The sequence below is a fragment of the Bradyrhizobium sp. USDA 3650 genome (genome assembly GCF_054057395.1).
In genome coordinates this window covers 8,059,349-8,085,812 of sequence record NZ_JBSRZG010000001.1, presented here as the reverse complement: position 1 = coordinate 8,085,812, position 26,464 = coordinate 8,059,349, and the positions used below count along the sequence as shown (strand labels likewise).

Sequence of the window (26,464 nt, the reverse complement as noted above, 5' to 3'; positions counted from 1 at the left end):
TGACCATTTGGGGAGGCCGATTTCGGCTGCGTCCGCCCCTCCTCACATCTTCACCATCTCGGTGCGATATTTCGGCAGCAGTGCTGCAATCAGCTTGCCTTTCTCGGCCATCTCTTCCGGGGTCGGCTTCGGTGGTGGCGACGCGCGGCCTTCGACGGGAAAGCCAACCGCCAGGAAGAATTCGTCCTGTCCCGCTGGCGTGCACATGCAGAGCATACGGGCCGTCTTGCCGGACACGTTCTTGAACGCGTGCGGCGCGTTGGCCGGAACGTTGACGGTCGACCCCGCACTTACGGTGTGGGACTTACCGCGAAAGGTGAATTCAAGTTCGCCTTCGAGCAGCGTGAACATTTCCTCGAAGTCGTGGCGGTGTGGCGGGGGCCCGCCGCCGGCGGGCACCAGCATGTCGACCAGGCAATAGCGTCCTGCGGTCTGTGCGCCCGACACCAGGACCGTGTAGGTGCCGCCGGCCACAGAGATATGCGGCACGTCAACGCCGTCGGGATCGGCGACCGTCAGGGCGCGTGCGGGATCGTCGGCGGGGATCGAGGAAGCTGACGACGAGTTTGCAGAAGGCGTGTTGGTCATGTCGGATCTTCTTGCTTATATTTGGCTGCCAATAAGAAAGGCCGGCTTTTCAGCCGGCCTTTTCAATTCATCGCGTGCGGATCAAGCCTTGACCAGCGGGCTCTTGGTCGGCCCCTTCGAGCCGCCGGGGCCACCGGGTTTGGACTTGCCCGGCGGGCGCTTGCGGGCCCCCGGGAGCTTCTCCTGCTTCGGTGTGACCGGACCCTCGACGAACTCGAAGCCGATCTTGTCCTTGGTCTCGTCGGCCTCGTCCTTGACCAGAACGACGCGGACATGGCCGCCGCCCTTGAGCTTGCCGAACAGCACCTCGTCGGCCAACGGCTTCTTGATGTGCTCCTGGATCACGCGAGCCATCGGACGTGCGCCCATCTGCTCGTCGTAACCATGCTTCACCAGCCAGGTCTTGGCGGGGTCGGACAGTTCGATGGTGACATCGCGATCGCCGAGTTGCGCTTCGAGCTGAAGCACGAACTTCTCGACCACCGTACCGATCACCTCGACGCTGAGATGGCCGAACGACACGACGGCATCGAGACGGTTGCGGAATTCCGGCGCGAACTGCCGGTTGATCGCCTCGTGGTCGTCGCCTTCCCGCTTCGAGCGCGTGAAGCCGAACGCCTGCTTGGCGAGATCGGACGCGCCCGCATTCGTGGTCATGATCAGGATCACGTTGCGGAAGTTGACCTGCTTGCCGTTGTGGTCGGTGAGCCGGCCGTGATCCATGATCTGGAGCAGCACGTTGTAGAGATCGGGATGCGCCTTCTCGATCTCGTCCAGCAGCACCACGCAATGCGGATGCTGGTCGACGCCGTCGGTGAGCAGGCCGCCCTGATCGAAGCCGACATAGCCGGGAGGCGCGCCGATCAGGCGCGACACGGTGTGCCGCTCCATGTATTCGGACATGTCGAAGCGCAACAGCTCGACGCCGAGCGACGCCGCGAGCTGTTTCGCGACCTCGGTCTTGCCGACGCCGGTCGGACCCGAGAACAGATAGCAGCCGATCGGCTTCTCCGGCTCGCGCAGGCCGGCACGCGCCAGCTTGATCGAAGCGGCGAGCGACTCGATTGCCTTGTCCTGACCGAACACGGTGCGCTTCAGGGTCTGCTCGAGATGCTTGAGCACCTCGGCGTCGTCCTTCGACACGCTCTTCGGCGGGATCCGCGCCATCGAGGCGATCGTGGTCTCGATCTCCTTGATGCCGATGGTCTTCTTGCGCTTGTTCTCGGCGACCAGCATCTGCGCCGCGCCGGATTCGTCGATCACGTCGATCGCCTTATCCGGCAGCTTGCGGTCGTGGATGTAGCGCGAAGAGAGCTGCACCGCAGCCTCGATCGCCTCATTGGTGTATTTCAGCCGGTGATAGTCTTCGAAGTACGGCTTGAGGCCCTTGAGGATCGCGATCGCGTCCTCGACCGTCGGCTCGTTGACGTCGATCTTCTGGAAGCGCCGCACCAGCGCGCGGTCCTTCTCGAAGTGCTGCCGGTATTCCTTGTAGGTGGTCGAGCCCATGCAGCGGATGGTGCCGGAAGCGAGCGCGGGCTTGAGCAGGTTCGAGGCATCCATCGCCCCGCCCGAGGTCGCGCCCGCACCGATCACGGTGTGGATCTCGTCGATGAACAGGATGGCGTTGGGATGCGCCTCGAGCTCCTTCAGCACCTGCTTCAGGCGTTCCTCGAAGTCGCCGCGATAGCGCGTACCGGCGAGCAGCGTGCCCATGTCGAGCGAGAACACGGTTGCAGCAGCCAGCACCTCCGGCACCTCGCTGTCGACGATGCGCTTGGCCAGGCCCTCCGCGATCGCGGTCTTGCCGACGCCGGCCTCGCCCACGAACAGCGGATTGTTCTTCTGCCGGCGGCACAGCACCTGGATCGCGCGGTTGATCTCGGAATTGCGTCCGATCACCGGATCGATCTTGCCGTCGCGCGCCTTTTTGTTGAGGTTGACGCAATAGGTCTCGAGCGCCTCGCCCTTCTTCTTGGCGTCCTCGCTGCCCTTGGTCTCGGTCTCCTCGTCGACGCCGCGCACCGGCCGCGCCTCGGAGACGCCCGGCCGCTTGGCGATGCCGTGGCTGATGTAGTTGACGGCGTCGTAGCGCGTCATGTCCTGCTCCTGCAGGAAATACGCGGCATGACTCTCGCGCTCGGCAAAGATCGCGATCAGCACGTTGGCGCCGGTCACCTCTTCGCGACCGGACGACTGCACGTGGATCACCGCGCGCTGGATCACGCGCTGGAAGCCTGCAGTCGGCTTGGCGTCGTCGGCGCCGTCCGTCACCAGGTTCTCGAATTCGGTCTCAAGATAATTGACCAGGCTCGTACGGAGCTTGTCGAGGTCGACGCTACAGGCGCGCATGACGGCGGCTGCATCGGAGTCGTCGATCAGGGAGAGCAAAAGATGCTCGAGCGTCGCGTATTGGTGATGACGCTCGTTTGCGATCGCCAGTGCACGATGCAGGGATTGTTCAAGGCTTTGGGAAAAAGTCGGCATTCGCGTCCTCTATGGCCCCCACCATCATGATCGCCATCGCCCGGTCAGGCAACAACAACCTTTGTCACATATAGTTATACAAGATCGCGGCGAAAGACCGGTTCCGCGACTCAGGCGGCTGCACAGCTGCGGTATTTTTCGATGCAAAACCCGTTCCGGTTTGGGTACGATCGGCACCGGTCCGAAATTCCGTAGTTTTGCCGTCTGCAACGAACATCGCGCGCAGACATCACGCGGCAATCACACTGCGGCATGCACAAGCCGGCTTCGAACGCGCCGTAACGTGTCGTGTCTTACTTCTTTTCCATCACGCATTGCAGCGGATGCTGGTGCTTGCGAGCGAAATCCATCACCTGCGTCACCTTGGTCTCGGCGATCTCGTAGGTGAACACGCCGCACTCCCCGATCCCGTGATGATGAACGTGCAACATGATCTTGGTTGCCGCCTCGGCGTCCTTCTGGAAGAATTTCTCCAGCACATGAACGACGAATTCCATCGGCGTGTAGTCGTCGTTCAGGATCAGCACACGGTACAGGTTCGGCCGTTTGGTCTTCGGCTTGACCTTGGTGATGACGGACGTGTTTGGCGCGGAGGGACCGCCGGAACGGTTCTCGTCGTTGCTCATCTGGGCAGCGTGGGCGGCGGCGGCCGCGGACGGATCTGGTCTGGAAGACAGTTGCGGCATGGCTCAGGCGTTCAAATTCCCCACGGAAGCGTATGACGGTTTGCCGCGCGGCCCCGGCCTTTGGAGCTTCGCACAGGCGCACCGCCTTGTTGGATCGCCGCTTCCAGCCGGTCCGGTCCAAGCCGGATCGACCTCACCGAATATGGGCCTGCCCCCGGCTCGCCGCAAGCGTGCGACAGCTCGGCCGAGGCGGCCATGGCGGTCCCGATTCCCGGTCCGGGCGATCCTTGCCAAGGTTAATCAATCCGGACTGATTTGACAAAAGCTTCCGCCCCGCCCGTTTAGAAGATGTTGACCAGGAACCCGGCCGGTAACGCGGCTGCGGCGGTTTCGCGCGGGCTATCTCCGGTTTTCTACGGACCGATTTACCCTGCGTTCAATGGCGTGGCGCGAAAACGGGCAAAGTCACAGATTTCCGGGAATCGTCATGTCTCGCCTGCCATTCGCCAGCCGTATTGGTCGACACCTCGCCCGGTTTGCTGCGGCCGAACAAGGCAATATCGCCGTGATCTTCGCCATCGCGCTGCTCCCGGTTCTAGGCTTCGTCGGAGCTGCAATCGATTACAGCCGCGCGGCCCAGGCTCGTTCCGCAATGCAGGCGGCCCTCGATTCGACCTCGCTGATGGTCTCCAAGGATCTGTCGTCCGGCACCATCACGACGTCGCAGATCGGCATCAAGGCGCAGGCTTATTTCAACGCCCTGTTCACCGCCGCCAATGCCCTGCCGTCGGTCAACATCGCGGCCACTTACACCGCAAGCACCAGCATGGGCTCCACCATCCAGGTCACCGGCACCGGCACCTACACGACGACCTTCATGAAGGTCGCAGGTTTCCCGACACTCGACGTCGGCGCCAATTCCACCAGCGCCTGGGGCCTGGTGCGCATGCGCGTGGCCTTGGTGCTCGACAACACGGGGTCGATGGCCGACGACGGCAAGATGGCGGCGATGCAGACGGCCGCGAAGAGCCTGGTCGACCAGCTCAGCCCACTCGCCAAGACCAATGGCGACGTCTACATCTCGATTGTTCCGTTTGCCAAGGACGTCAACGTCGGCGCCAGCAACTTCAGCAAGTACTGGGTCGATTTCAGCGATTGGGACGCGGCCCGCGGCACCAGGTCCGCCAACCACAACACATGGACGGGATGCGTGGTCGACCGCGACCAGGACTACGACACGAAGAACACGACGCCCACGAGCGGCAACGCGGGAACGCAGTTCCCGGCCGAACAGTACTCCTACTGCGACCCCGGCAGTTCGTCCTTTCTGCAGCCAATCATGCCGCTGAGCTACGACTGGAGCTTACTCAAGAGCCGGATCGACGCCATGAAGCCCACCGGCAACACCAACCAGGGCATTGGCCTCGCCTGGGGCTGGATGACGCTGTCGGGTGGCGATCCCATGAACGCGCCGGCCAAGGACCCCAACTACACCTACAAGGATGCGATCGTGCTGCTCTCCGACGGTCTCAACACGCAGAACCGCTGGTACAGCAACGCCTGGCAAATCGACGCGCGGCAGAAGAAGCTGTGCGACAACGCCAGGGCGGCGAACATCACGATCTATACGGTGCAGGTGAACACCGGCAGCGATCCGACGTCCAGCGTGCTGCAATATTGCGCGAGCGGAACCGACAAGTTCTACCTGGTGACGAAGGCAGATCAGACCGTCTCGGTGTTCAAGGACATCGGCACGTCGTTGTCAAAGCTGCGCGTAGCGCGCTGAGATCGACACGCCACGACAAACAAAAGCCCGGCTGCTTCAGCCGGGCTTTTGATTCCAGGACGTCGGGAAACGTTAGCTGGCGGCCGGAGTGAACTTCGACACGATGGTCTCGACCGGCTTGAAGGCCTGCTTGGCGAGGTCGCCGTAAAGGCCGGCGATCTTCTGCGATTCCGCGACGAAGGACTCGTAGGCGGAACGGGCGAATTCGGTCTGCGCTTCGACGGCCTTGTCCAGCGACTTCACGCCGGAAAGCTTCTCGACGAAGGACTTGGTGTCTTCGAACGACTTCTTGGTGTAGTCGCCATAGGCGCTGGCGATCGCCTGAAGGCCGTGCTGCATCGAGGTCGCGGAGGCGACGTACTGCTCGAAGTGCTCTTTCCCGTAGCCTTGAAAGTCTTCAACCTTGAACATTCGGAATCCTTTTCCCTAGCTCTCGTCGGGAAGCCCCGGCTCCCTGACTCTGCTCACAATTAGTGCAACGCACAAAAAAGTCAACAATTTTGTGCGTCGCACAATAATGCACGCGAATTTACCGAGATTCCCGGGTTTTCCCGCAAGGGTTCCTTAAGCTTTTGGAAACCGCAGCGCCCTACCTTGATTCCCTGGACGTGTTCAACTTCCACAAGCGGCCAAAAGCCGTTGGAGAACATCACCTTAGCCAGAACAGCGGCTCAGGCCCAACGTCCCCCGCGGCGAACACCTGCGGAGGGACAGCCTGAGCAGGTAATGATCCCGGGTCCGTTGGGCACAATTTCGCCTCACGAGCCGGTGATCAAGTCAGAAACGGGGACGGGGTTTCATGCTTCGTAAAAACTTGTCTTCCTCGCGCTTGGCGCGGGTTGGCGTTTTTGGGCTTCTTGCGGTCACCAGTGCGGTCATCTTCACCACAGATGCTGCCGAGGCGCGGCGCCACCGTCGTCACTACGCGCACCACCGCGTGCAGCGCGATGTGTCCGAGAGTTCCAGCCCGAAATTCGCGTCGATCATCGTCGATGGCAATTCCGGCTCCGTGCTTCAGGCCACGAGTCCCGACGGGATCCGCCATCCGGCCTCACTGACCAAGATCATGACGCTCTATCTGCTTTTCGAGCGTCTCGAGTCAGGGAAGATGAAGCTCGACACCGAGATGCCGGTGTCGCAGCACGCCGCCGATCAGGATCCGACCAAGCTGAACCTGCGTGCCGGCCAGACCATTCGCGTCGAGGACGCAATCAAGGGTCTCGTCACCCGCTCCGCCAACGACGCAGCCGTTGTGATCGCGGAAGCGATTGGCGGCGACGAGGACGACTTCGCCCAGATGATGACGCGCAAGGCGCGTTCGCTCGGCATGTCCAGGACGGTTTACCGCAACGCCAACGGTCTTCCCAACGACGAGCAGGTCACGACCGCGCGCGACCAAGCCACGCTCGGCCGCGCCATCCAGGAGCGCTTCCCGCGCTACTATCGCTATTTCGCGACCTCGACGTTCAACTGGCGCGGACAGTCGATCCGGAACCACAATCATCTGCTCGGGAATGTCGAGGGCGTGGACGGCATCAAGACTGGCTACACCCGCGCCTCCGGCTTCAATCTCGTGACCTCGATGCGCCGCGGCAACCGCCACCTGATCGGCGTGGTGCTGGGCGGCCGCAGCGGCGGCTCGCGCGACGCCATCATGCGCAACCTGCTCGCGGAGAACCTCGACAGGGCCGCGACCACCCACACCGTCGCCGCGGTCACCGAGCGCAACGGCTCCGACGCCGCTGCCGAAGTCGCTGATGCGTCGGATACCCCGGCCCGCTCCGCTCCGCAGGTTCAGGCTGCCCCTGCTCCCGAAGCAGCCCCGTCGCGTCTCGCCGCGCGCCTGTCGACGCTTGCGGCTGCGACTGCCGCGGTGCCGCCGGCTCAGCCCAGATCTGAAGCCAACAAGCCTGAAGTTCGGTCGATTGAATCCAAGATCGAGCCTGCGCCGCTCACCAATGGCGTGATCTCGAGCCAGCCCCTCTCGATCATTCCCGGCTCGTCCGAGCCGATGAAGCCGGTCCGGGTCAAGACCGTGCAGGTCAAGGCCGGCGCCGTGAAGGTCGCCTCCGCCGCCCCGGCTCAGATCGCACCGCAGGTCACGAGCACGATCGCGTCGCGCTCCGACGTCGCCGAAACCTCCGGCGCCGTCGTGGCCCGGGCAGACCTCATCAACAAGCCCGAGGTCGCCAGCCAACCGGAGGCGCCGAAGGCCGAGATCGCCCGTACCGAGCTGCCGCGTCAGCCGGCGGGCTTCGGCACCGGCAATGGCATCCTCGGCGTATTGCCGGCCGCCACCGCCGCCGCACCCGCCCCGGCTGCTACGAAGCTTGCGTCAGCCGACCCGGCGCTGCAGCCGGTCCAGATGAGCGCCACCACGAAGCCGGTCGTCACCCACAGCGGCTGGATCGTCCAGGTCGGCGCGCTCGAGAGCGAGAACGAAGCCCAGCAGCGCATCGACGCGGCGCGCAGCTCGGCTCGCGGTCTGCTCAGCAAGGCCGATCCGTTCACCGAGCCGGTCGTCGCGAAAGACAATCGCAAGCTCTACCGCGCCCGCTTCGCCGGGCTCGACCGCGACCAGGCGGAAGCCGTCTGCCGCACCCTGAAGCGCGCCGATATCTCCTGCATGACCGTCCGCAACTGATCTTTTCGCGCCGTTCCAATCAAATGCCCGCGCCTTGCGCGGGCATTTTCATTTTCGGGACGCGGTGACCGACGAGGCTGTTCCACGACAACCTCTCGTCAAGGATTTACGGTTAAAACTTTACGCAAGGGATCGACCACGCCGACAATGGCGGGCATCGGGGCGACGGCAAACAGAGCAAGCGGGGCTCACACGGGACGAGCGTTTGTAGCGTGGTGCCGGAGTTAGCCGTTATGCGTGCGAAGCAGAGTATCCTTGGCCTCGTTTACCCGGGCAGCGAGATACGTCGAGCCCCCCTGGTCGGGATGCAGTTTCTTCATCAGGGACTTGTGAGCCCGGCTGATGTCGTCACGCCCCGCCCCCGGCTGCAAGCCAAGGATCTGATAGGCCTCCTCCGTCGTCATTTTGCCGGTCGCCACCGTGCGGCGCTGCCCCCCTGCCGCGTCGCCCTGCGCGTTCTGACGCCAAGCGGGAAACCGGCGGTCCAGATAGCTTTCAAGTAGGGCCACGCTCTCGGCGTCGAACGCCGGGACCATTGCCAGCAGAGCCGCGAGATCGAACTCATCGAGATCGCGCCCGGCGTGAGGCCCGGCGACGATCCGGCCTCCGAGCTGGCCGGAATCGTGATCGAGCCGCATGTCCAGAAATTGCGAGCGCACGCGCGAGGCCTGACCGGTCGGGCGCGTCGCGCCGGCACCGAACAGCCCGCCGATATTGCCGAAGCCGGCGTTTGCCATCGGTGTCCAGCCCAGGAGCCCGGCGCCGAACATCCCGAGCGGGATCGCCACCACCAGTTCGCCCTTCAATCCCGTGAACGCTGCGACAGCCAGCGCGACCACGCCGCCACCGAACCTGATCGCGCGTGCCAGCACGGCCGGATTGGCCGAACGGAACATCTGGAGCAGCAGATAAAGGGTGATAACAGCGATAGCACCGGCAATCAGGGTCATGGCCGGAATATAGTCGGCCTATCGCCAAAAAGCATCGAGTCCTTGCGCCTCCGCCGACCGCGCGCCACCGCTACTTCATCTGGCCGATCAGCCTGGCCGCCCCACTGGCGGTCTTCGCCAATTGCAACAGCGCCTCGCGTCCGCCGGCCGCGTAGGCGGCGGCTGCGCGCAACAGCTCGCGCAACTGCGCCGCCGCGCCCGGATCGAACCGGCACCAGGCGCCGCCGGTCAGGCGCGCGATCTCGCGAAAGGCCTGCTCGGCCACCGCGTCATGGCCTTCCTGAAATACGAACACAGGCACCTTGAGCATGCCGAGCTCGCCGGCCTTGGCGCAGAGCTCGTCGACGTTCTCCTCCATGGCGTCGCCCACGAAGACAACGGCGCGCACGCCGGATGCGACCGCCTCGCGCCGCGCCTCGCTCAGCACCTTGCCGATCTGGGTATCGCCGCCACGGCAATCGATCTTGCCCATTAGCGTCGCAAGCCTGGCGCTGTCGGAGATCCATCCCGTGGCGCGGCACTCGTTGAAGCCGCGATAGTAGACGAGCCGGATGTCGAGACTGCCGAGTGCGGCGGTCTCACGGAACATGTCGGCCTGAAGCGCGCAGGCCATGTCCCAGGTCGGCTGCCGACTCATCGTCGCATCCAGCGCGAAGATCAGCCGTCCCTTCGCACCGGGCGCATGCGGTGACAGCGCGCGCGCGTTTGCGACGAAGGCGGCGATGTCGTCCGAGGTCGAGGTCCCCGCCTGCGGCACAGCGCCGCCTGGTTGCGTCGAGACGGCATCGCGGCCGCGCGGTTTGATGGGTTCGCCCGACATTCCTTGACCTTAGCGTGAACGGCTAATGTGGTCAGCCCCTGCAGCCCGGTCAATGTGCAAAGCCCCCGCAGGCGGAAGCCGGCGGAGGCTTTGATAATCGGTATCGACGACGAGGACGGCGTCAGCTCTTGGCAGGCGCCATCAACGCGACCGGCCCGGGCTCGAGAATTTTTGGCGGGGACGATTGCGTGTCGACCGGCGCCACTTCACTGTCGGTCGCGCTCAGGAACTTGTCGAGCATGCCCTGGATCGAGTTCTTGGCCGCGTCCGGACCGGTGTCGCGCATGTCGTTGTGCTGGAATTCGGTCTTCACGACCTGGATGCCGGCCTTCTCGCATTCCTCGTCGGTCGGGATCACGCCCGCATCGGCCTTGAACTGCGGATCGGTGGAGCGGAACGACAGGATCTTGAACTTGCCGGCGGTGACGAAGGGCACGCGAAGATTGTCGAGTGTGACGACCTTCTTGACCTCATCCGGATACTGCTTGGCGAAATACATCGTGATGTCGCCGCCCATGGAATGGCCGACCATCGTCACCTTGTCGTAGTCGGCGTTGGGCTGAACCTTCCTCATCTCCTGCATGGCGAGATGTATATTGGCGACGCCGCGCAGGATCTGCGGCAGCCGGCCGACATAGATCTCGCCGGGCTTGGTCACCATCGGAGGATCGGTCGGCAAATCATGCTGCGGGCTGACGACGAGGTAGCCGCGCGCAGCGAAAATGTTGGCGAGGAAGCCGTACTCGGTGTTCTTGACGGTGTTGCCGTGGTTGATCACGGCGACCGGCATCGTGATCATGCCGGCATTGGCCTGCATTTCCTTGTCACGACGGATCGCGATATCGACGGGCACCGCACGGTTGTCGCGCGAGGCATCGTAGAAGGTGATGGTCTCGTGCCTGATTGCCCACTTGCTCGCCGTGAAATAGGCGACGCCACAGAGGGCACTGACCGAAACCAGAACGGCAATTCCACGCTTCATTTTCGTCCTCAGCCTCAGGCTCTTGCGGCCTGAATCCCTGTTGAAAATCGTGTTCTTCCGAGGCTCTTCGGCCCCTGGTCGCCTATTCCCTAATATATGTCACAGCCGCGTGACAGGAAGGCTAAATATTGTGAACCATCAGCCCTTTCATTGTGCGGCGCACACGTTTGTTGGGCACCTCGCTCTCATACGGCTACGTCAGGGTGCACGTCACCTTCCGACGCAACCTGTCTCGATCGGGTTCAATTTCGCAGTAAACGCGGGGTGAAAACGGTTCAGCGCGGGCTCGGTTCCCACGGGAACCGGCCGCTTTGATCGACCGGAAGTAGCGCTATACCGCCGCCTCAGGCGCCGAGGATGTCGTGGACCTCGAGCGGCTTGTCGACCTGGTTGAACCACTCGGCGCGGTTGGCCGCGCGGCGGCGTCCGCGCTCGTCGAGCGGAAGCTTGAGCTGGCGGAGCAGGCTCGTCACCTCCTCCCGCGCGGTGAGATGGCCGAGATTGGGCCGCATGCCGAGGGTGGCCTCATCGATCTCGTCCAGCGCGGTCAGGCCGCGCGGGAAGAACTCGCGATAGACGACGCGTTCGGCGAAGCCGTCGACGTAGCGGAAGCCGAGCCGCAGCGACAAATCCTTCAACCCCTCGGCAACGAGTTGCTTGTTGCGGGAGCCGAGCATCGACAGTCGGTTGCGCACGACGATCCAGTCGGTGGTCGCGCCGTCGAGCTGGCGGCGCTTGCGCCTGACATCCCGCACCATCTCGGCGTAGTGGCTCTCGCCCGTCACCGCGTAATTGGCGGGGTCGACGGTGCCGAGCACATCGAAATCGAGGAAGCTGTCGTTGATCGGGGTCACCAGCGTGTCGGCCATCGAGTGCGCAAGCCGCATCAAATAGCTGTCGGTGCCGGGCGTATCGATGACGATGAAGTCGAAGCTGCTCTCGACCGCCGAGACCGCTTCCATGAACTGAAGGAACTCCGAATTCTCGTTCTCGGCGACCTGCATGGTTTCGCCGAGCTTGATGCAGCGATGCAGCGGCAGTTCGAGGTCGAGCTTGGTACGGCGCGCCCAGGCGGAACGGTTGTTGATGTAGTGAGTAAAGCTCTGCTGACGGCAGTCGAGGTCGATGGTGGCGACACGCTGGCCGGCTTTCAGAAGCGCGACTGCGATGTGCAGGGCGGTCGTCGACTTGCCGGAGCCGCCCTTCTCATTGCCGAGCACGACAACATGCGCCGAGCCGGACTGGCCTTGGCTAGCTTGCACAAGCATCGCGATCCTCAACACCCCTAACGAATATCTTCGAGTTGGCCGCGTCTGCGGTCAAGTGAAATGCGTGACAGGCAATACAAATCGCGGCGCGCCGTCCTTCATCATGAATCGCCGCGCCGCTTCGCGTCTGTGATCCAGCCCACAATGTCGCGACCTCTTGCGCGGCTTTGCGCGGGTGCTGTGCCGCATCCGGATGCGTGGCGTCCATGGTCGCCGCTTGTTAAGGTTAGCCCGCCGGGCGCCGGGACGTGCCCGCCGATTCCCAACCCCGTCGAGTTCTGATGTCACGCAGCCCCTTGATCGCCCGCACGGTCCCCACCTTGCGACGCGCCGTCGACAATCTTCGCAAGCGAAAGGCCACGATCGCGCTGGTCCCGACCATGGGAGCGCTCCATGACGGCCATGTGTCGCTGGTGCGCCTGGCCAGGCGGCGCGCGAGCCGCGTCGTGGTGTCGATCTTCGTCAACCCGACCCAGTTCGCGCCGACCGAGGATTTTGGCGCCTATCCGCGAACCTGGAAGGCCGATCTTGCCAAGCTCGCCGCCGAGGACGTCGATATCGTCTGGCATCCCGGCGCCGAGGTCATGTATCCGGAGGGCTTTGCCACCCGCATCGTGCCGGAGGGACCGGCGCTGGCCGGCCTCGAGGACCGCTTCCGCCCGCATTTCTTCGGCGGCGTCGCCACCGTCGTCGGCAAGCTGTTCACGCAGTGCCGGCCTGATGTCGCGATCTTCGGCGAGAAGGATTTTCAGCAGTTGCGGGTGGTGGCGCAGATGGCTCGCGACCTCGACCTCGGGGTCAAGGTGATCGGTTCCCGCACCGTGCGCGAGCGCGACGGGCTCGCGATGTCCTCGCGCAACGTCTATTTGTCACCACAGGAGCGGCAGACAGCAACCACGCTGTACCGCGCCATGAAGGAGAGCGCCGGGCGCATCCGCGCCGGCGAAGCGGTCGCGGCCGCAATGGCGCGCGGTGCCGCGATCATCACGGCGGCCGGCTTTGAGCTCGACTATTTCGAGGTGCGCCATGCAGCGACCCTGGCGCCTGTCACCTCGCGCAAGGACGGCCCGTTGCGGATCCTGGTCGCGGCCAAGCTCGGCACGACCCGACTGATCGACAATATCGCGGTGTAACCGCCAAGGTTGATCTTGCACCTTTGCTCGCCCGGATGGATGATCGGCGCGAGGAAGCGAGCCGACTGGCGGGGCATGTCGTCCATCAGCGTGAGGATCGTGAGCTGCGTGCTGGCGCTTGTTGCCGCAGGCGCCGTACAGGCACAACAGCGTCCGCCGATCGGCGCCTTCGGCTCGCCGCCCGACGCCATGATCTTCTACGTCGCCCATGGCCCGGCCGATGCCTGCGGTCCGGGGTGTTCGGACTGGATTGCCGCCGAAGGGGCTGTGCAGTGGGACAGCTACAAGCGGCTGATCGCGATCCTCGACCGTCAGACGGGCCGCAAGCTGCCTGTCGTGATCCATAGCTGGGGCGTATCCAATCTCAAGGTCGCAAGCAGCCTCGGCCGCATCCTGCGTGACCGCGGCCTCGACGCCACGGCCGGGACGACCGAGGTCACAGCCTGCGCCGGAAAGCCGGACGCCGAATGCTTCACGCTGAAGCGTCCGGGCGGACCGCTCGATGCAAGATTGTCAGTGTCGAATCTGATTTGCGATTTTGCCTGCGTGCTCGCGCTGGCGGGCGGCGTGCATCGCAGCCTGCCGCCGGGCACGAAGGTTGTGCTGGGCAGCCGCTCCGTCCGTAACCGGCTCGCGCCCAACATCCCGGCTGAGCAGCGCGAGAGCCTCACGGAGTATTTCGGCGAGCAACACCGGAAATATCTGAACGAGATGGGCATTGCGCCCGATCTCATCGACATCGTGGATGGCATCGGCGAAGGCGGGCGCCCCGTCGTCATACCGCCGTCCGACTGGGCGCGGCTGCACATCGTGACGCCTTCGCAGTGACGCCTTCGGAGTAGCGGCTACAACAGCCCGAGATCGCGCAGCTCGCGCCGCATCGGCTCCGGCATCGCCGCGATCGAGCCGGCGGCGGACTTGCCGAGATCGGGCGGCACCGAATCGTCGGCGAGATAGCGCCAGCCCTGGAACGGGCGCATCGGCCGCGGCGACACCGGGATTACCTTCGGCTGCATCACGATCCGGCAGCGTCCGATGCCGTCCTTGTCGCGGAACGGCTCGATGCCGATGATCTTTTCGCGCGCGGCGACCTCGCCCTTGATCACCCAATAGAGCGACCCGCCCGACAGGATCTCGGAGTCGCGCTTGGGCACCAGGCGGGTGATGTGGATGTGATGTTGCGGCAGACCCTTCTTCTTGGCGGTCTGCATCCGTTCGGCGGTCCACTCCTTCAATTCCTTGACGGATTCGCAGCCGACGGCGAGCTTGATCAGATGTAGTGGCATGCCCCCAGCATTAGCCGGGCAGCCACGCATTTGGAATGCCGATCTACTCGTTATCCGCAGCCGGGGGAGCCGCGGCCGGCGGCGTGAGCGGAACCGGTGCTGCCGCCGGCGCCCGCGCAGCCTTCGGCGCAGGCGGCTTCTTCGCGGCGGGGGCTGCGGCCTGTGCCGAGGCCGCTGCCGGGGCGCGCGGAGCCGCTGCGTTCGCGGCGGGCGCAGCCTGGCGCGTCGGCGGCTCCGGATTCATGATGCTGACCGGCGGCGTCGACGAGGCACTCGGGAACTCCGCACTGGTCGGCTTGCCCGTCGGCATCGACGGCGGCAGTCCGGCAAGCGCGGCAGTGGCCGGCAACGATTGCGCCGTTGCAGGCGCATTCCAGGTCGGCGCGTGGCGCGCGACCAGCGTGTCGTAGAGATGGGAATCCATGTTGGCGGCGACCTGCTGCTGGTCGGTCAGCGAGCGGAAGGCCGCACAGTCGAACTGCGTGCAGCCGTCGCGCACGACCAGCACCTGCGCGACCAGGCCGTAGCGATCACGCTCCAGCGACTTGCGCAGCACCTTGATGTCGGGCGTCAGGCTCTTCTCGGCGGTCGCGGCATCGCCGAGCGCCGTCAGCCGGTCGATCCTGGCCGCAATGGTGGAGACGGCCGCAGCCGCCACGTCAGGCGCGCCGAACAGCGCCTTCTCGCAGCCAATGGCCACGGCATCGCCGGCGAGATCGTCGAGACAGGAGAACGCCGGCAGGCTCGCGGTCATCGCGGCCTGCGCGCGCGCCTCGGTCGGCGTGGTCTGCCCCGCCGGTCCATCGACGCGCACGACGGCAGCCAGCGCGATGGCAATGGCGAGCAGCGTAACGACGGCCAGCGCACCGTTGGCGACCGATCGCTCGGCGCGCAGCAGCGTGACCAGGAGGATCAGTCCGAAGAAGCCGGCAGCCGCCAGCATCATCCACATTGGAAAGGCCGGCGAGCGCCAGATTTGGTCGAGCGACGAGGCCCATGGCCAGTTCATGCGCGACGTCCCCTCACGCGAGCAGAGAGCGAATGGTCAAAGCGAGCACCGAGAGTCGGCAACTGCCCCCGGTCCCCCTTTTGAAGGTGAAGCGGGCCTTTTGACGGCGGCAGAATACAAATTCCCGGGAACGCGCCAATGCGCGGGTAGCGTCGGCCTTCAGGACAGCGCGAGCTGGCTTTCCTTGGCGACGCGTTCGAAGGCTTCGGTCGAGCTCTTGATCCGGTACTGACAGTCGTCACCATCCGTCGGCAGGAGGCGGATGACCTCATACGAGCCGCTGGCAGCGGGGCGTGCGACATTGCTGGCGGTGAACAATACGCGCGCGCCAATAGGGAATTTGTGCTTCAACACCCTCTCCATCACTCAAACAACGCCTGCCACGCCCATGGTCCCACTGCGTCGGCCGGCCGGAAACCCGGGCGTGGTATAGCATGCGGCGGGCGTTTTTGGCCAGCAGTATGCAACATGGCAAACGTGCGAATTTTGCAGTTATTTCAGAGTGATGCCGCCAGCCGATGATACCGCTGGAACCGGTCCTTCAGGCGCTATGGGGCAAACGGCCGTCGGGCTTGCGTGATCCACCGCCTTGGGCGGTTCCCGGGCCGTGAGGTCCCTCTCCTTGCCGACCACTCGGGCGATCGAGCGCCGCCGGCTTGCTGCGAGAAGCGAGGCCCGATCGCAACCACAGATTACACGGCCTCGAACTTTTCGATGACGAGCGTTTCGGCGAGCCCGTCCCGGGTCCATTCCTGGAACGCCGGCAGCGCCAGCATCGTGTCCATGTAGGCCCGGGTCTCCGGCGTGACCTCGATCGCGTAGGTGCGGAAGCGGTGCACGACCGGGGCATACATCGCATCCGGCGCGCCGAAGCGCCCGAACAGGAACGGTCCATTGGCGCCATACCGGGTCCGGCATTCGCGCCAGATCTCCTGCACGCGCGCGATATTGGCCTCGGCGTCCGCCGACAGCGTCACGGGACGCACCGGGCGGTGCAGGTTCATGCCGCATTCGTTGCGAAGGGCCATGAAGCCGGAATGCATCTCGGCGCACACCGAACGGGCATGGGCGCGGGCGGCGGCGTCGTCCGGCCACAGCTTCACTTCCGGGTAGCGCTCGGCGACGTATTCGATGATGCTAAGCGAATCCCACACCGTGATGTCGCCGTCGACCAGCACCGGCACCTTGCCGGCGCGGCTGAACGAGATGATCTGCTCCTTGTCCGCGGGATTGTCGGTGTAGAGCGGGATCAGGGTCTCCACGAACGGGATGTCGTTGGCACGGAGCGCGAGCCACGGCCGCATCGACCATGACGAGTAATTCTTGTTGCCGATTGCGAGTTTCAGCGCAGCCATGTCATCAGTCCTTCTCGATCCGCCTTGAAGCGAGCCGCTTTTAACGCCATCGCCTGCCGCCAATCAATCGTTGCTGCACCTCGCCATGCGTGGCAAGCGTTGCGATCCTCGCCAGGAGACAGACATGAGCAGGCATTGGGTCGACATCACCGCCGTCGGCTTCTTCATCATCGAGTGGCTGGTCTACGCGCTGACGCTGGAGCATTCGGCCTATGGCCGCGACAGCCTGTCGGCGCGCATGAACCGCTACCGCGAAGTGTGGGTGCGCCGGCTGCTCGACCGCGACGCGCGCATGGTCGATATGCAGATCATGGCCTCGCTGCAGAACGGCACTGCCTTCTTCGCCTCCACCAGCCTGATCGCGCTCGGCGGCGCCCTGGCGCTGCTGCACGCGACCAATGACGCGATCACGATCTTGAGCAAGCTGCCGATCGATCTCAGCACCTCGCCGGCCATGTGGGAGCTGAAATGCGTCGGCCTTGTCCTGATCTGCGTCTACGCCTTCTTCAAATTCGCCTGGTCGTATCGCCTGTTCAACTATGTCGCGATCCTGTTCGGTGGCATGCCTGCGGCCTCGCAGCGTGACACGCCGGAGGCCGAAGCCCATGTGATCCGCACCTCGCGCCTGTTCGAATCCGCCGGCCGCCATTTCAACCGCGGCCAGCGCGCCTTCTTCTTCGCACTGGGCTATCTCGGCTGGTTCGTCAGCCCCTGGGTGTTGTTCGTGACCACGGCCGCCGTGGTGATCGTGACCTGGCGGCGGCAATTCGCCTCAAGCGCGTGGGAGGCCATGGCGCCGGAGGTGGTGGATGGCGAGGAGATGCGGAAGCGCGGTCGTTGACGCGCTTGTGTCCCAGACGAGTTGCAGCGCTCTTGCGCTGCGTCCGGTACGAGAGCGGAGTGTGGCGGACAAGTCGCTGCGCTCGCATTGACGCAGTATGAGGCGGCAGCGCCACTTTTCCAGCTCGCATTTTGAATTGCAGACATAGCTTCGCACTCTCGCGGCGCATTTCGCCCGTATCTTTGCCTGGTCACTTCCCCCCTTATCCAAGGGCACAGGGAAGCCTGCGATCATAATCCTAAGCCGGCGTCTCGGCCTGTGCAGCGATTGCCTCATGGGAACTCCTGAAGTCGCTTTGATCTATCTCAATTCTCTGACTTGAGCGGGCATCAGTTTGAGGGAGTCGCGTCCATCGCTTCGCCGCGCCGGCCGGGCGGTTGGGCGCTTCCAGGGAGCTCGATATGATCAAGTCGCTCGGAATTGCCACGTCCGCCTTCTTCTTCGCAGTATCGGCTCAGGCGATGACACCTGCCCCGATTGCACAGCCCGAAAGCCTGATTACGGAAGTCGCTGCTGCCTGCGGCGTCGGTAGGACACGTATCAACGGCGTGTGCGTGGCACGGACCACCGTCCGGCATACCCGTCGGGCGGTTCGCAGGTGTGTGAGAGGGACGACGTGCTGATTGGTTGTCCTCAAGGACAATACGCAGATTGGTGCGTCGCGATTAGAGTTCTGGAGTACCGACCCCAACGGTACATCGACGCCCCCACCGGCCTCAGTCTTTCCAGACTGAGGCCGTCTTGCGCCTGAAAGGTTGGACGGACCTGGTCACCTTGTGGGATTTATCGACGCGGGGAACAACTCCAACTGCAAAGCTGATGCCGGCACGCCAACAATCAGCCTTCGAGAGCCGGTCATCGTCAACCGACGAAGCCGACGATGCAGATGAATAGCGCAGACACAAAAAGCAAATGTTTACGCAATTTACCCCGCGACCATCAACGCGATGGTCTTCATTTTCCCGTCTGATAATTGCCTTGCGCGCCTTGTTTGGTCGGATGCTCGGAGTGGTCCTGTCGTAGCGGAGATGGCCGGCATGTCCGAAATGGTGGAAGTCCTCGCCGGAACGAGTTTATTTCTACTCGCCTTCTCGCTGCTGATATTCGACATACCCCGCTACACCTTATCGTTGGTGTCTCTTGCTCTGTTCAGCTCGAAGCGGCGAAGCGCCGGTGGGACGGTTTGCCAAGCGACGGTAAGCGTGATTATCCCGACGTTCAACGGCGGCTCCGGGCTTGCTCCTTCGATCAGCTCGCTGCGCCGGCAAACCCTGCGACCTGTCGAAATCATCGTCGTCGACGACGGCTCCACCGACGCAACACGCGCGGTCGCGGAGCGGGCGAGAGCGCAGGGCCTGGTTGACATGGTCATCTGCCATGGGACCCGCTGCGGCCGCAGCGCTGCCATCAACGCTGCAGCACGGTTTGCCCGCGGCGATCTTCTCTTGACCGTAGATGCCGACACTGTCTTCGAACCGAACGCGGTTGAGCGCCTCGCGGCTGCGTTCGGCGATCCGCTCGTCGCCGGCGCAAGTTGCAGCATCGCGATCAGCAACGAGCGCGACTCGATATGGACAGGACTTCAAAGCGTCGAATACCTGATGTCGATCACCGCGGGGCGGTCGATCCTAGACGTGGTGGATGCGATCGCGTGCCTGTCCGGCGCCTGTTCCATGTATCGCCGGGATATTTTCGCGCAGCAGGGCGGGCTCGACGTCGGCCCGGGAGAGGATATGGAGTACACCTTGCGGCTCCGGAGACTCGGCTATGTCATTCGGTTCGTTTCCGACGCCTGGGCGGAAACAGCCGGCCCCGCAAGCGGCATAAGTCTGTTGCGCCAGCGCGCACGCTGGGATCGCGATGCTCTGCGCATCCGCTTCATGATGTATGGCGAGCTGAGTTTTCGCCATCCGCTAGAGCGTTTACCGGACACGATCCAACGGCTGGACTTCATCGTCTTTGATCTCGTTCCGACGCTCAGCCTGCCATTCTACTTGGCCTACATTGTGCTGTTGTTCGGCTCGGATGCCGTGTTGTTTCTTTCGGCGATATACGTGCTGCTGCTCTGGATCTCGGTCTTCAATATGGCGCTTGTGTTCGCCCTGTTCCATCGATCCGTCGGAACCTTGGGCTGGAAGATGGCTCTTATCTTTCCCTTTTACCAGGGTGTCTATCTGAAGTGCGCGCGGTTCTTTTCCTACACTTCGGAAATCATTTTTGCCTCGTCGCGGAACGATGATTTCGTGCCGCCGCGCGTTCGCCGTGCACTATTCGGCGATCGGACGAAGGAAGTGGCCAAATGACCGTCACCCTAACACGACTCGATCCCCATATCCCCGATCCCATCGAGAGCCGTCGGCGTGCGGCCGGACGGGTCGTCCGCGCCGCCTATGCGACAATCGTATTCGGCATACTCGCATTCTTTGTCATCTATTTCGGGAGGCCAATTCTTTATCTCGGCGGCCCGGGCAGCGTGTCCTCACCAAGATATTTGGTTTCAATGCCTTACATCGTGCAGATCAACAGCATCACCGTGCTGAGAGGTGCATCGGTCAAGGCCGGCGACGAAATCGGAAGGGTTCGGTCTCCGCAGCACGATGAAATAGTCGCCACCTATATGCGCTCGCTCGCGGACATCGCCGGTCGCAAAGCGGAACTGCGCGTCAAGGCCCGGGTTGCGCGCGAATCTCTCGACGCGGCGCGCTCACATCTGCGGCTTGCTGAGGAAGCTGTCGAACTTATCGCAAACTCATCGGCCGCGAGCCTGAATTACCGCATAGACATGTCCCGGGAGCGCGCCCTGGCTAACAAAGCCGTGGTCTCGCAGGAGGCGGAAGCCGCCGAGGCCAGCACTCAATTGGCCGCTCTCGACGAATTCGGCCGGCAACTCGGTGACCGCCTCGAAAAGGTTGAAAGCAGCTTTGCAGACGGGAGAGTCTTCGCACCCATAGCTGGAATAGTCGCGAACAATCCTGCGCGCGCCGGCCAATCGCTGGTGGCGGGCACTCCGATCGCAGAAATTCTCGACCCCACGGATGTCTTCGTCGACTGGTACGTTCCCAACGAACGCCTGTCCGATCCAAAAGTCGGCAACGAAGTCTTTGTGCTGTTCGGCAACCGACGAATTCTGGGCAAGATCGCGGAAATCCTGCCGGTGTCAGATGTGTACCCGGGACCGGGCTCGTCAGTGATGCGCGAGCGTACTGCCTCGCAAATCGCGCGAATCAGGTTCAGCCCAGGCGCGCATTCCCCCGCGCTGAACTCGGCCGTCGACGTTCACATGCACTACACGCAACTCAGCGCGCGGATCGCTTCCATGCTGGTGGGACTATTCGGGCTCGACGAGCTGTGAGAGGGAGCGAAGTGCAGCATGCAGATCGAAGGGACTCAAACGAATTGCCCGGCTTGCGGCTCATCCGCTCTGATCTCGTTTCCGGTATTCCACCACATGATCTGCGCCTATGTTGGTCCGGAGTATGACTTCGCACCGAACATCGCGGGATATACGTGCCCGAAGTGCTGCCGCGACATTGTGTCGGCTGACCCAGCTTGCGAGATCGTGGGCACTAGCGCGCGGTGCACAAGGTGTTGGGTTGAGATGGTGGTGTCTCCAGCGTGTGCTCCGGCTGGTTTGTAAGGATTGGCGGCGATCTCGACTTGTCCGTCGCCAGACGCAAAGTTGGACGTACGGTCATTCTATGCGCTGAGCAGCAAGTCCGGATGGAGCGCAGCGGCGTAATCCGGGAAGGTGCCGAATGCCGGGCGAGCGCTCCTGGATTGCGCTTCGCTCCATCCGGGCTACATGATGACCTGCTACCCGCCAAAATCCCGTGGGCTGAACGGCAGGTCCATCACCTTCCATTCCCCGTATTTGTCGGCCGGCAGCATCTTGTAGGGCTGGCAGGCCTGAAGCGCGCTCATGGCGGACTTCACGAGCGCCACGCCCTTCGCGGACGGCGGGGCTTCGATCAGGATCGGCTCGCGCGCCAGCGTGCCGTCGGTCGCGAGCACGGTGCGCAGCTTGATGTTGACGTTGTCGGTCGGCGCGACCCCAGCCGGCAGTTTGGCGCAGCTTCGCAAATGGCGACGCAGCTCGGCGATGATTTCAGCCGGCAGCTTGGCCGCGATTGAATCCTTGGCATCGCCGCCATCGTCCTTGGGGGCGTCCTTCGGCAGCTCCGTCGGCAATTCCGGCGGCAGGCCCAGCATGACGCCGTACTTGACGGTGACGTCGGGCTCCGGCGCCTGATAGGCCGGCGGCGGCGCGGCCTCTGGCTGCTGCATCGCTTGTGGCAGGAGCTGCGGCGCCGGAGGCTGCTGCGTCGCCTGAGGCGGCGGCGACTGCGATGGCTGAGGCTGTGGCTGTTGAGGCTGCGGTTGCGTTTGAGCATTTGCCTCGCGCTGCTGCTGCTGCGTCGGTGAAGGCTGCGGCTGCTGCGGCTGTTCGGGCGAGGCCTGCTGCTTCGAGGCCTGCTGCTTCGAAGACGGCGCTGCGGTCTGCTGCTTCGCCTCGGGCTTCGGCGCGGCGGCCGCCTTGTCCTTGTCGGTGAAATCCAGCTTCGGCAGTTTCAGGTCAGGGGTCGGCTCCGGCGGCTTCGCCTTGAGTTTTTCCTCGGCCTTCTCCTCGGCCTTGGCCTCCTCCTGTTTCACCTGCTCCGGCGTCACGATGCTGACGGAAACCGATTCGGGCGGGCTGGCGTGAAACGGATGGACTTCGCTGATCACGATGATCAGCGCGACCAGCGTCAGATGGGCGATCGCCGACGCTGCAATGTCCGTCCGTATGATCTTCCGCAGTTCCATCGCCTGACTTCAGGTTGCCAAGCTGGTCCTAGCATACGGCAGCCCCCTCTCAATCCCATTTTGGCGCGAAGCCGAAATCGGTCAGGCGGCCCCTGGGACTGGCCAGCGCGGCGATTTGGGCCATCTCGTCGTCCGAAAGCTCGAAATCGAATATCTCGATGTTTTCCGACAGGCGTTCGACGCGCGAGGTGCGCGGGATCGCAGCGACATTCTGTTGCACCAGCCAGCGCAGGCAGATCTGCGCCGGCGTCTTGTGATGCAGACGCCCGATCTCGGCGAGCGTCTGGTCGCTCTTGATCCGCCCCCTGGCGATCGGGCTGTAGGCGACCAGGGCGAGCCCGTGCTGATCGCACGCCGCCCTCACCTTCGCCTGGTCGAGATAAGGGTGGTATTCGACCTGGTTGCAGGCCAGCGGCTCCGGCGACAACGCCCCCGCCTGCTCGATCAGCGCGACGGTGAAATTGGAGACGCCGATGTGGCGGGTCAGGCCCATGCGCTTGGCATGCGACAGCGCGCCCAACGTCTCCTCCAGCGGCACGTGCGAATTGGGCCAGTGCAACAGCAAGAGATCGACGGAGGGAAGCCGCATGCGCACCAGACTCTCCTTGACCGAGCGTTCGAGATCGTGGGGCGCGAAATGGTTGGTCCAGACCTTCGTCGTCAGGAAGATGTCGTCGCGGCGCACGCCGGAGGCGCGCAGGCCGTCGCCGACCTCGCGCTCATTGTCGTAGACCTGTGCGGTATCGATGTGGCGATAGCCGAGCCGCAGTGCCTGCTCGACCACACGGGCGCACATGCGCCCGCTCAGCTCCCAGGTTCCCAGCCCGATCGCCGGTATCCTTGCGCCATTGGTCTCGACGAACAGCATGAGGAATCCTCTCTGTCGCGGTCGCCCCAAATCATCATCCAGGCGTCATTATGAACCCGGCTGGCGACACTGCCAACGGGCGACACCGGCCGCCGAGCCGGATCTTGCGCGCAATGCTAACGGGAGGTTCGCGCCAAGCCCTGACGTCAAGCCGTGACGTCAGGCTTTGAGCTCAGGCTTTGGCGAGCGCCTGGAACACGGTGTCGGGCGCATGCGCGATCACGGCGAGCAGCGCGCGGGCGGGTCCCCGCGGGGCCCGCTTGCCCTGCTCCCAGTTGCGGATGGTCTCGACGGGAACGCCGAGCTTGGCCGCGAATTCCATCTGGGTCAGGCAGGCGCGGCGACGCAAATCGCGCACGGCGAGCGAGCTGGCTTCGGCCGGCGCTGCGTTAGGTACGGGCTGGATTGGAAACGGCTGGACCGGAAACTCCTGCCCATCCCGCAACTCGACGATCCGTCCGTCCGACTTCAGCCGCACACGCATGCTCATTCCCCCAAGCAAGGCGATGATGCGGCAGCTCGCTTAAGTTCGGATTAAAGATGATGCCAGTAGCCCGGATGGAGCGCAGCGCAATCCGGCGCGTCTCTGGAGCCGACGCAGCGGCCCCAGATTACGCTTCGCTCCATCCGGGCTACGGATTTCGACAGCTTCTACCTGAGCCCGAACCACAAGGTCGCAATTCCCAGGAAGGAGAAGAAGCCGACGACGTCGGTAACCGTTGTCACGAACGTGCCTGACGCCACCGCCGGATCGGCTCGCACACGTTCGAGCGCCATCGGGATCAGGATGCCGCCGAGCGCGCCGGCGAACAGGTTCACGATGATGGCGAGCCCGATGACGAGGCCGAGGCCCGGGATCCTGAACCAGGCCACCGCGGCAACGCCCGTGATCACGGCAAAGGCGAGACCGTTGACGAGGCCGACCAGACCCTCGCGCACCACCACGCGCCAGGCGTTGGAGGAGCCGAGCTCGCGCGTCGCCAGCGCGCGCACCGCGACCGTCATGGTCTGCGTCGCGGCATTGCCGCCCTGGCTTGCGACGATCGGCGCCAGCACGGCGAGCGCCACCATCTTCTCGAGCTGGCCCTCAAACAGGCCGAGCACGGAGGATGCCAGAAAGGCGGTGGCGAGATTGACCAGCAGCCAGTTGAACCGCGCGCGTGCAATAGTGAACACGGTGTCGGACAGCTCTTCGTCGCTGTTGACGCCGCCGAGCGCCTTGAGGTCCTCGTCCGCCTCTTCCTCGATGACGTCGACGACGTCGTCGACGGTGATGACGCCGACGAGGCGGTCCTGGGTGTCGAGCACCGGGGCTGCGACGAGGTTGTACTTGCCGAACATGCGCGCCACCTCCTCCTGGTCCTCCAGGACGGAGACGCGGCGGCGATCCTCATCGGTCAGCTCGGCAAGCGCCACCGGGCGGCGGGCACGCAGCAGCACGTCGAGCGAGACCGCGCCCTGCCAGTGCTGCTCCTTGTCGACGACGTAGATCTCGTAGAAGCGGTCGGGCAGATCCGGCGTCTCGCGCATGTAGTCGATCGCCTGTCCCACGGTGAAATCCTGCGGCACGGCGATGAACTCGGTCTGCATCCGGCGGCCGGCGGAGTTCTCCGGGTAAAGCAGGCTGCGCTCGAGCACGACGCGCTCCTTGAGCGGCAGCTTCTCGAGGATCTCCTCCTGATCGGCCTGATCGAGGGTTTCCAGCAGTTCGACCGCGTCGTCGGATTCGAGCTCGCGCACACCTTCCGCGACCGTCTGCGGCGGCAGTTCCTCGAGGATCTCCTCGCGCACGCCCTCGTCGAGCTCGTTCAGCGCGGAGAAGTCGAAATCGCGCCCGGTCAGTTCGACCAGGCGGACCCGATCGTCAGGCTCGAGAGCCCCAATGAGATCGCCGAGATCGGCCTCGTGCAGCTCGGCAACGCAGGCGCGCAGCGCGGCGCTGTCGCCGGCCTCGATCGCATGGGCAATTTCCGCGACGAATTCGTGACGAATTTCGCCGTCTTCATTGCGCATCGGCACGTGGTCGAGTACCGATTCCGCGGCAAACGCGGCACCGTCCAGATGTTCATCCATGGCGCGCCTCGCCGTCCGACAGGTTGGAACGAGTGGTCTGAGCTGTTGGTTCAGGCAATACCCACAAGGCGACTCCGAGCGCAATGACAAAGATGCTTCGACTGAGGTGGACCTCGATGTCGGCAGGCGCAGCCCTCGCCGCCCTCACCGGCATCGCCTCGACTGAAGCCGCCGAGTGCCCGCGCAAGGACGCGCTCGGCACCTCCCGCATTCTGAGCGTCGACGCCAAGACCACGCCGCGCGTCGGCCTGAAGAGCTTTCCGCAGACATTGGCGCTCGCCGATCGCGAGGTCGTGCTGACCTTCGACGACGGACCGCATCCGCCGACGACGTCGAAGGTATTGGCGGCGCTGGCGCAGGAATGCGTGCGCGCGACCTTCTTCCTGATCGGCCTGCACGCCTCCGAACACCCTGACATGGTCAAGCGCATCGCGCGCGAGGGCCACAGCATCGGCCACCACACCTTCTCGCACCCGTTCATGGCGCGGATCCCGCTCGACAAGGCGAAGAGCGAGATCGACCGAGGCATTGCCGCCGACGAGATGGCGCTGCACGGCACCTCCACGACGACACCCTCGACGCCGTTTTTCCGGTTTCCCTATTTCGAGGCCACGCAAGCCGAACTCGACCTGCTCCAGTCCCGCGGCATCGTGGTGTTCGGGGCTGACCTGTGGGCCAGCGACTGGAACGAGATGACGCCGGAGCAAGAATTGAAGCTCGTCACCGAGCGGCTCGCCGCCGCCGGAAAGGGTATCATCCTGTTCCACGATCCCAAGGCGCGGACGGCCGCGATCATGCCGGCCTTCCTGCGGTATCTGAGGGAGAACGGCTATCGGGTGGTTCACGTCGTCCCGGCGGGCACATCACAGAAGAACGCCGATACCCGTTGATGCCGGAATGTCACGCCGGCGCAAAATGGGGTGATTTGGGTCCTATTAACAATCC

The 26,464-nt window shown here is 64.0% G+C and carries 24 protein-coding genes; 8 read left to right on the top strand and 16 right to left on the bottom strand.

The features are described 5' to 3' along the window. Positions 1-42: 42 nt before the first annotated feature. The 3 genes from ACVIN2_RS38280 to clpS form a co-directional block, all read right to left on the bottom strand. Positions 43-588: a cupin domain-containing protein gene (locus ACVIN2_RS38280; RefSeq protein ID WP_456769560.1), complete on the bottom strand. Its 546-nt coding sequence runs from the start codon at positions 586-588 to the stop codon at positions 43-45. Positions 589-669: 81 nt separating this feature from the next. Next, positions 670-3,075 (bottom strand): ATP-dependent Clp protease ATP-binding subunit ClpA, encoded by a 2,406-nt coding sequence (gene clpA / locus ACVIN2_RS38275; RefSeq protein ID WP_018455181.1) that lies wholly within the window; start codon positions 3,073-3,075, stop codon positions 670-672. A gap of 293 nt (positions 3,076-3,368) precedes the next feature. Further along, positions 3,369-3,701 (bottom strand): ATP-dependent Clp protease adapter ClpS, encoded by a 333-nt coding sequence (gene clpS / locus ACVIN2_RS38270; RefSeq protein WP_018455182.1) that lies wholly within the window; start codon positions 3,699-3,701, stop codon positions 3,369-3,371. A gap of 487 nt (positions 3,702-4,188) precedes the next feature. Here clpS and ACVIN2_RS38265 point away from each other — a divergent pair, with 487 nt between their 5' ends. After that, entirely contained in the window at positions 4,189-5,487 is a 1,299-nt protein-coding gene (locus tag ACVIN2_RS38265; protein WP_456769559.1) for a vWA domain-containing protein, read from the top strand. A 72-nt stretch (positions 5,488-5,559) separates the two neighbouring features. Here the strand turns inward: ACVIN2_RS38265 and ACVIN2_RS38260 are convergent, their stop codons facing one another. Then, a complete protein-coding gene (locus ACVIN2_RS38260) occupies positions 5,560-5,898 on the bottom strand; it encodes a phasin family protein (protein WP_219684910.1) in 339 nt (112 codons plus the stop codon). Positions 5,899-6,286: 388 nt separating this feature from the next. On the opposite strand from ACVIN2_RS38260, the gene ACVIN2_RS38255 reads away from it, so the two are divergent. Beyond that, positions 6,287-8,131: a serine hydrolase gene (locus ACVIN2_RS38255; RefSeq protein ID WP_456769558.1), complete on the top strand. Its 1,845-nt coding sequence runs from the start codon at positions 6,287-6,289 to the stop codon at positions 8,129-8,131. Positions 8,132-8,355: 224 nt separating this feature from the next. Here the strand turns inward: ACVIN2_RS38255 and ACVIN2_RS38250 are convergent, their stop codons facing one another. The 4 genes from ACVIN2_RS38250 to ACVIN2_RS38235 form a co-directional block, all read right to left on the bottom strand. Further along, a complete protein-coding gene (locus ACVIN2_RS38250) occupies positions 8,356-9,081 on the bottom strand; it encodes a DnaJ domain-containing protein (protein ID WP_456769557.1) in 726 nt (241 codons plus the stop codon). 70 nt (positions 9,082-9,151) lie between these two features. Beyond that, positions 9,152-9,901, bottom strand: a complete 750-nt coding sequence (locus tag ACVIN2_RS38245; protein WP_456769556.1) for a VWA domain-containing protein — start codon at positions 9,899-9,901, stop codon at positions 9,152-9,154. 121 nt (positions 9,902-10,022) lie between these two features. Further along, positions 10,023-10,883: an alpha/beta fold hydrolase gene (locus ACVIN2_RS38240; RefSeq protein WP_247462698.1), complete on the bottom strand. Its 861-nt coding sequence runs from the start codon at positions 10,881-10,883 to the stop codon at positions 10,023-10,025. A gap of 344 nt (positions 10,884-11,227) precedes the next feature. Beyond that, complete coding sequence (locus ACVIN2_RS38235; protein WP_007603231.1) at positions 11,228-12,151, bottom strand: division plane positioning ATPase MipZ; 924 nt, start codon at positions 12,149-12,151, stop codon at positions 11,228-11,230. A gap of 281 nt (positions 12,152-12,432) precedes the next feature. Here ACVIN2_RS38235 and panC point away from each other — a divergent pair, with 281 nt between their 5' ends. Together panC and ACVIN2_RS38225 are read left to right on the top strand one after the other, a co-directional pair. Further along, positions 12,433-13,284 carry a pantoate--beta-alanine ligase gene (gene panC, locus ACVIN2_RS38230; protein ID WP_456769555.1) on the top strand — a complete coding sequence of 284 codons (852 nt, stop codon included), beginning with the start codon at positions 12,433-12,435 and terminating at the stop codon, positions 13,282-13,284. Between the two features lie 75 nt (positions 13,285-13,359). Then, a complete protein-coding gene (locus ACVIN2_RS38225; RefSeq protein ID WP_456769554.1) occupies positions 13,360-14,112 on the top strand; it encodes a hypothetical protein in 753 nt (250 codons plus the stop codon). Between the two features lie 17 nt (positions 14,113-14,129). On the opposite strand, the gene ACVIN2_RS38220 is transcribed toward ACVIN2_RS38225, so the two are convergent. From ACVIN2_RS38220 to ACVIN2_RS38205, 4 genes are all read right to left on the bottom strand, one after another. Continuing rightward, on the bottom strand, positions 14,130-14,570 hold the full coding sequence (locus tag ACVIN2_RS38220) for a DUF1489 family protein (RefSeq protein ID WP_456769553.1): 441 nt from the start codon (positions 14,568-14,570) through the stop codon (positions 14,130-14,132). Between the two features lie 43 nt (positions 14,571-14,613). Then, positions 14,614-15,579, bottom strand: a complete 966-nt coding sequence (locus ACVIN2_RS38215) for a hypothetical protein (RefSeq protein WP_456769552.1) — start codon at positions 15,577-15,579, stop codon at positions 14,614-14,616. A 159-nt stretch (positions 15,580-15,738) separates the two neighbouring features. Then, positions 15,739-15,942 (bottom strand): hypothetical protein, encoded by a 204-nt coding sequence (locus ACVIN2_RS38210; RefSeq protein ID WP_007611353.1) that lies wholly within the window; start codon positions 15,940-15,942, stop codon positions 15,739-15,741. Positions 15,943-16,271: 329 nt separating this feature from the next. Next, complete coding sequence (locus ACVIN2_RS38205) at positions 16,272-16,934, bottom strand: glutathione S-transferase family protein (protein WP_456769551.1); 663 nt, start codon at positions 16,932-16,934, stop codon at positions 16,272-16,274. Positions 16,935-17,058: 124 nt separating this feature from the next. Here ACVIN2_RS38205 and ACVIN2_RS38200 point away from each other — a divergent pair, with 124 nt between their 5' ends. From ACVIN2_RS38200 to ACVIN2_RS38190, 3 genes are all read left to right on the top strand, one after another. After that, positions 17,059-17,775 carry a DUF599 domain-containing protein gene (locus ACVIN2_RS38200; protein ID WP_275167969.1) on the top strand — a complete coding sequence of 239 codons (717 nt, stop codon included), beginning with the start codon at positions 17,059-17,061 and terminating at the stop codon, positions 17,773-17,775. A 1,037-nt stretch (positions 17,776-18,812) separates the two neighbouring features. Then, positions 18,813-20,078 carry a glycosyltransferase family 2 protein gene (locus ACVIN2_RS38195; protein WP_456769550.1) on the top strand — a complete coding sequence of 422 codons (1,266 nt, stop codon included), beginning with the start codon at positions 18,813-18,815 and terminating at the stop codon, positions 20,076-20,078. Beyond that, entirely contained in the window at positions 20,075-21,127 is a 1,053-nt protein-coding gene (locus tag ACVIN2_RS38190) for an HlyD family secretion protein (RefSeq protein WP_456769549.1), read from the top strand. The genes ACVIN2_RS38195 and ACVIN2_RS38190 overlap by 4 nt, the downstream gene beginning before the upstream one ends. A gap of 461 nt (positions 21,128-21,588) precedes the next feature. Here ACVIN2_RS38190 and ACVIN2_RS38185 read toward each other — a convergent pair whose 3' ends face one another. The 4 genes from ACVIN2_RS38185 to mgtE form a co-directional block, all read right to left on the bottom strand. After that, positions 21,589-22,578 (bottom strand): hypothetical protein, encoded by a 990-nt coding sequence (locus ACVIN2_RS38185; protein WP_456769548.1) that lies wholly within the window; start codon positions 22,576-22,578, stop codon positions 21,589-21,591. A gap of 49 nt (positions 22,579-22,627) precedes the next feature. Next, on the bottom strand, positions 22,628-23,446 hold the full coding sequence (locus ACVIN2_RS38180) for an aldo/keto reductase (protein WP_456769547.1): 819 nt from the start codon (positions 23,444-23,446) through the stop codon (positions 22,628-22,630). A gap of 172 nt (positions 23,447-23,618) precedes the next feature. Then, positions 23,619-23,936 carry a helix-turn-helix domain-containing protein gene (locus ACVIN2_RS38175; protein ID WP_456769546.1) on the bottom strand — a complete coding sequence of 106 codons (318 nt, stop codon included), beginning with the start codon at positions 23,934-23,936 and terminating at the stop codon, positions 23,619-23,621. A gap of 161 nt (positions 23,937-24,097) precedes the next feature. Then, positions 24,098-25,519 carry a magnesium transporter gene (mgtE, locus tag ACVIN2_RS38170; protein ID WP_007611360.1) on the bottom strand — a complete coding sequence of 474 codons (1,422 nt, stop codon included), beginning with the start codon at positions 25,517-25,519 and terminating at the stop codon, positions 24,098-24,100. An 83-nt stretch (positions 25,520-25,602) separates the two neighbouring features. Here mgtE and ACVIN2_RS38165 point away from each other — a divergent pair, with 83 nt between their 5' ends. Then, entirely contained in the window at positions 25,603-26,409 is an 807-nt protein-coding gene (locus ACVIN2_RS38165) for a polysaccharide deacetylase family protein (RefSeq protein ID WP_456769545.1), read from the top strand. Positions 26,410-26,464 lie beyond the last annotated feature (55 nt).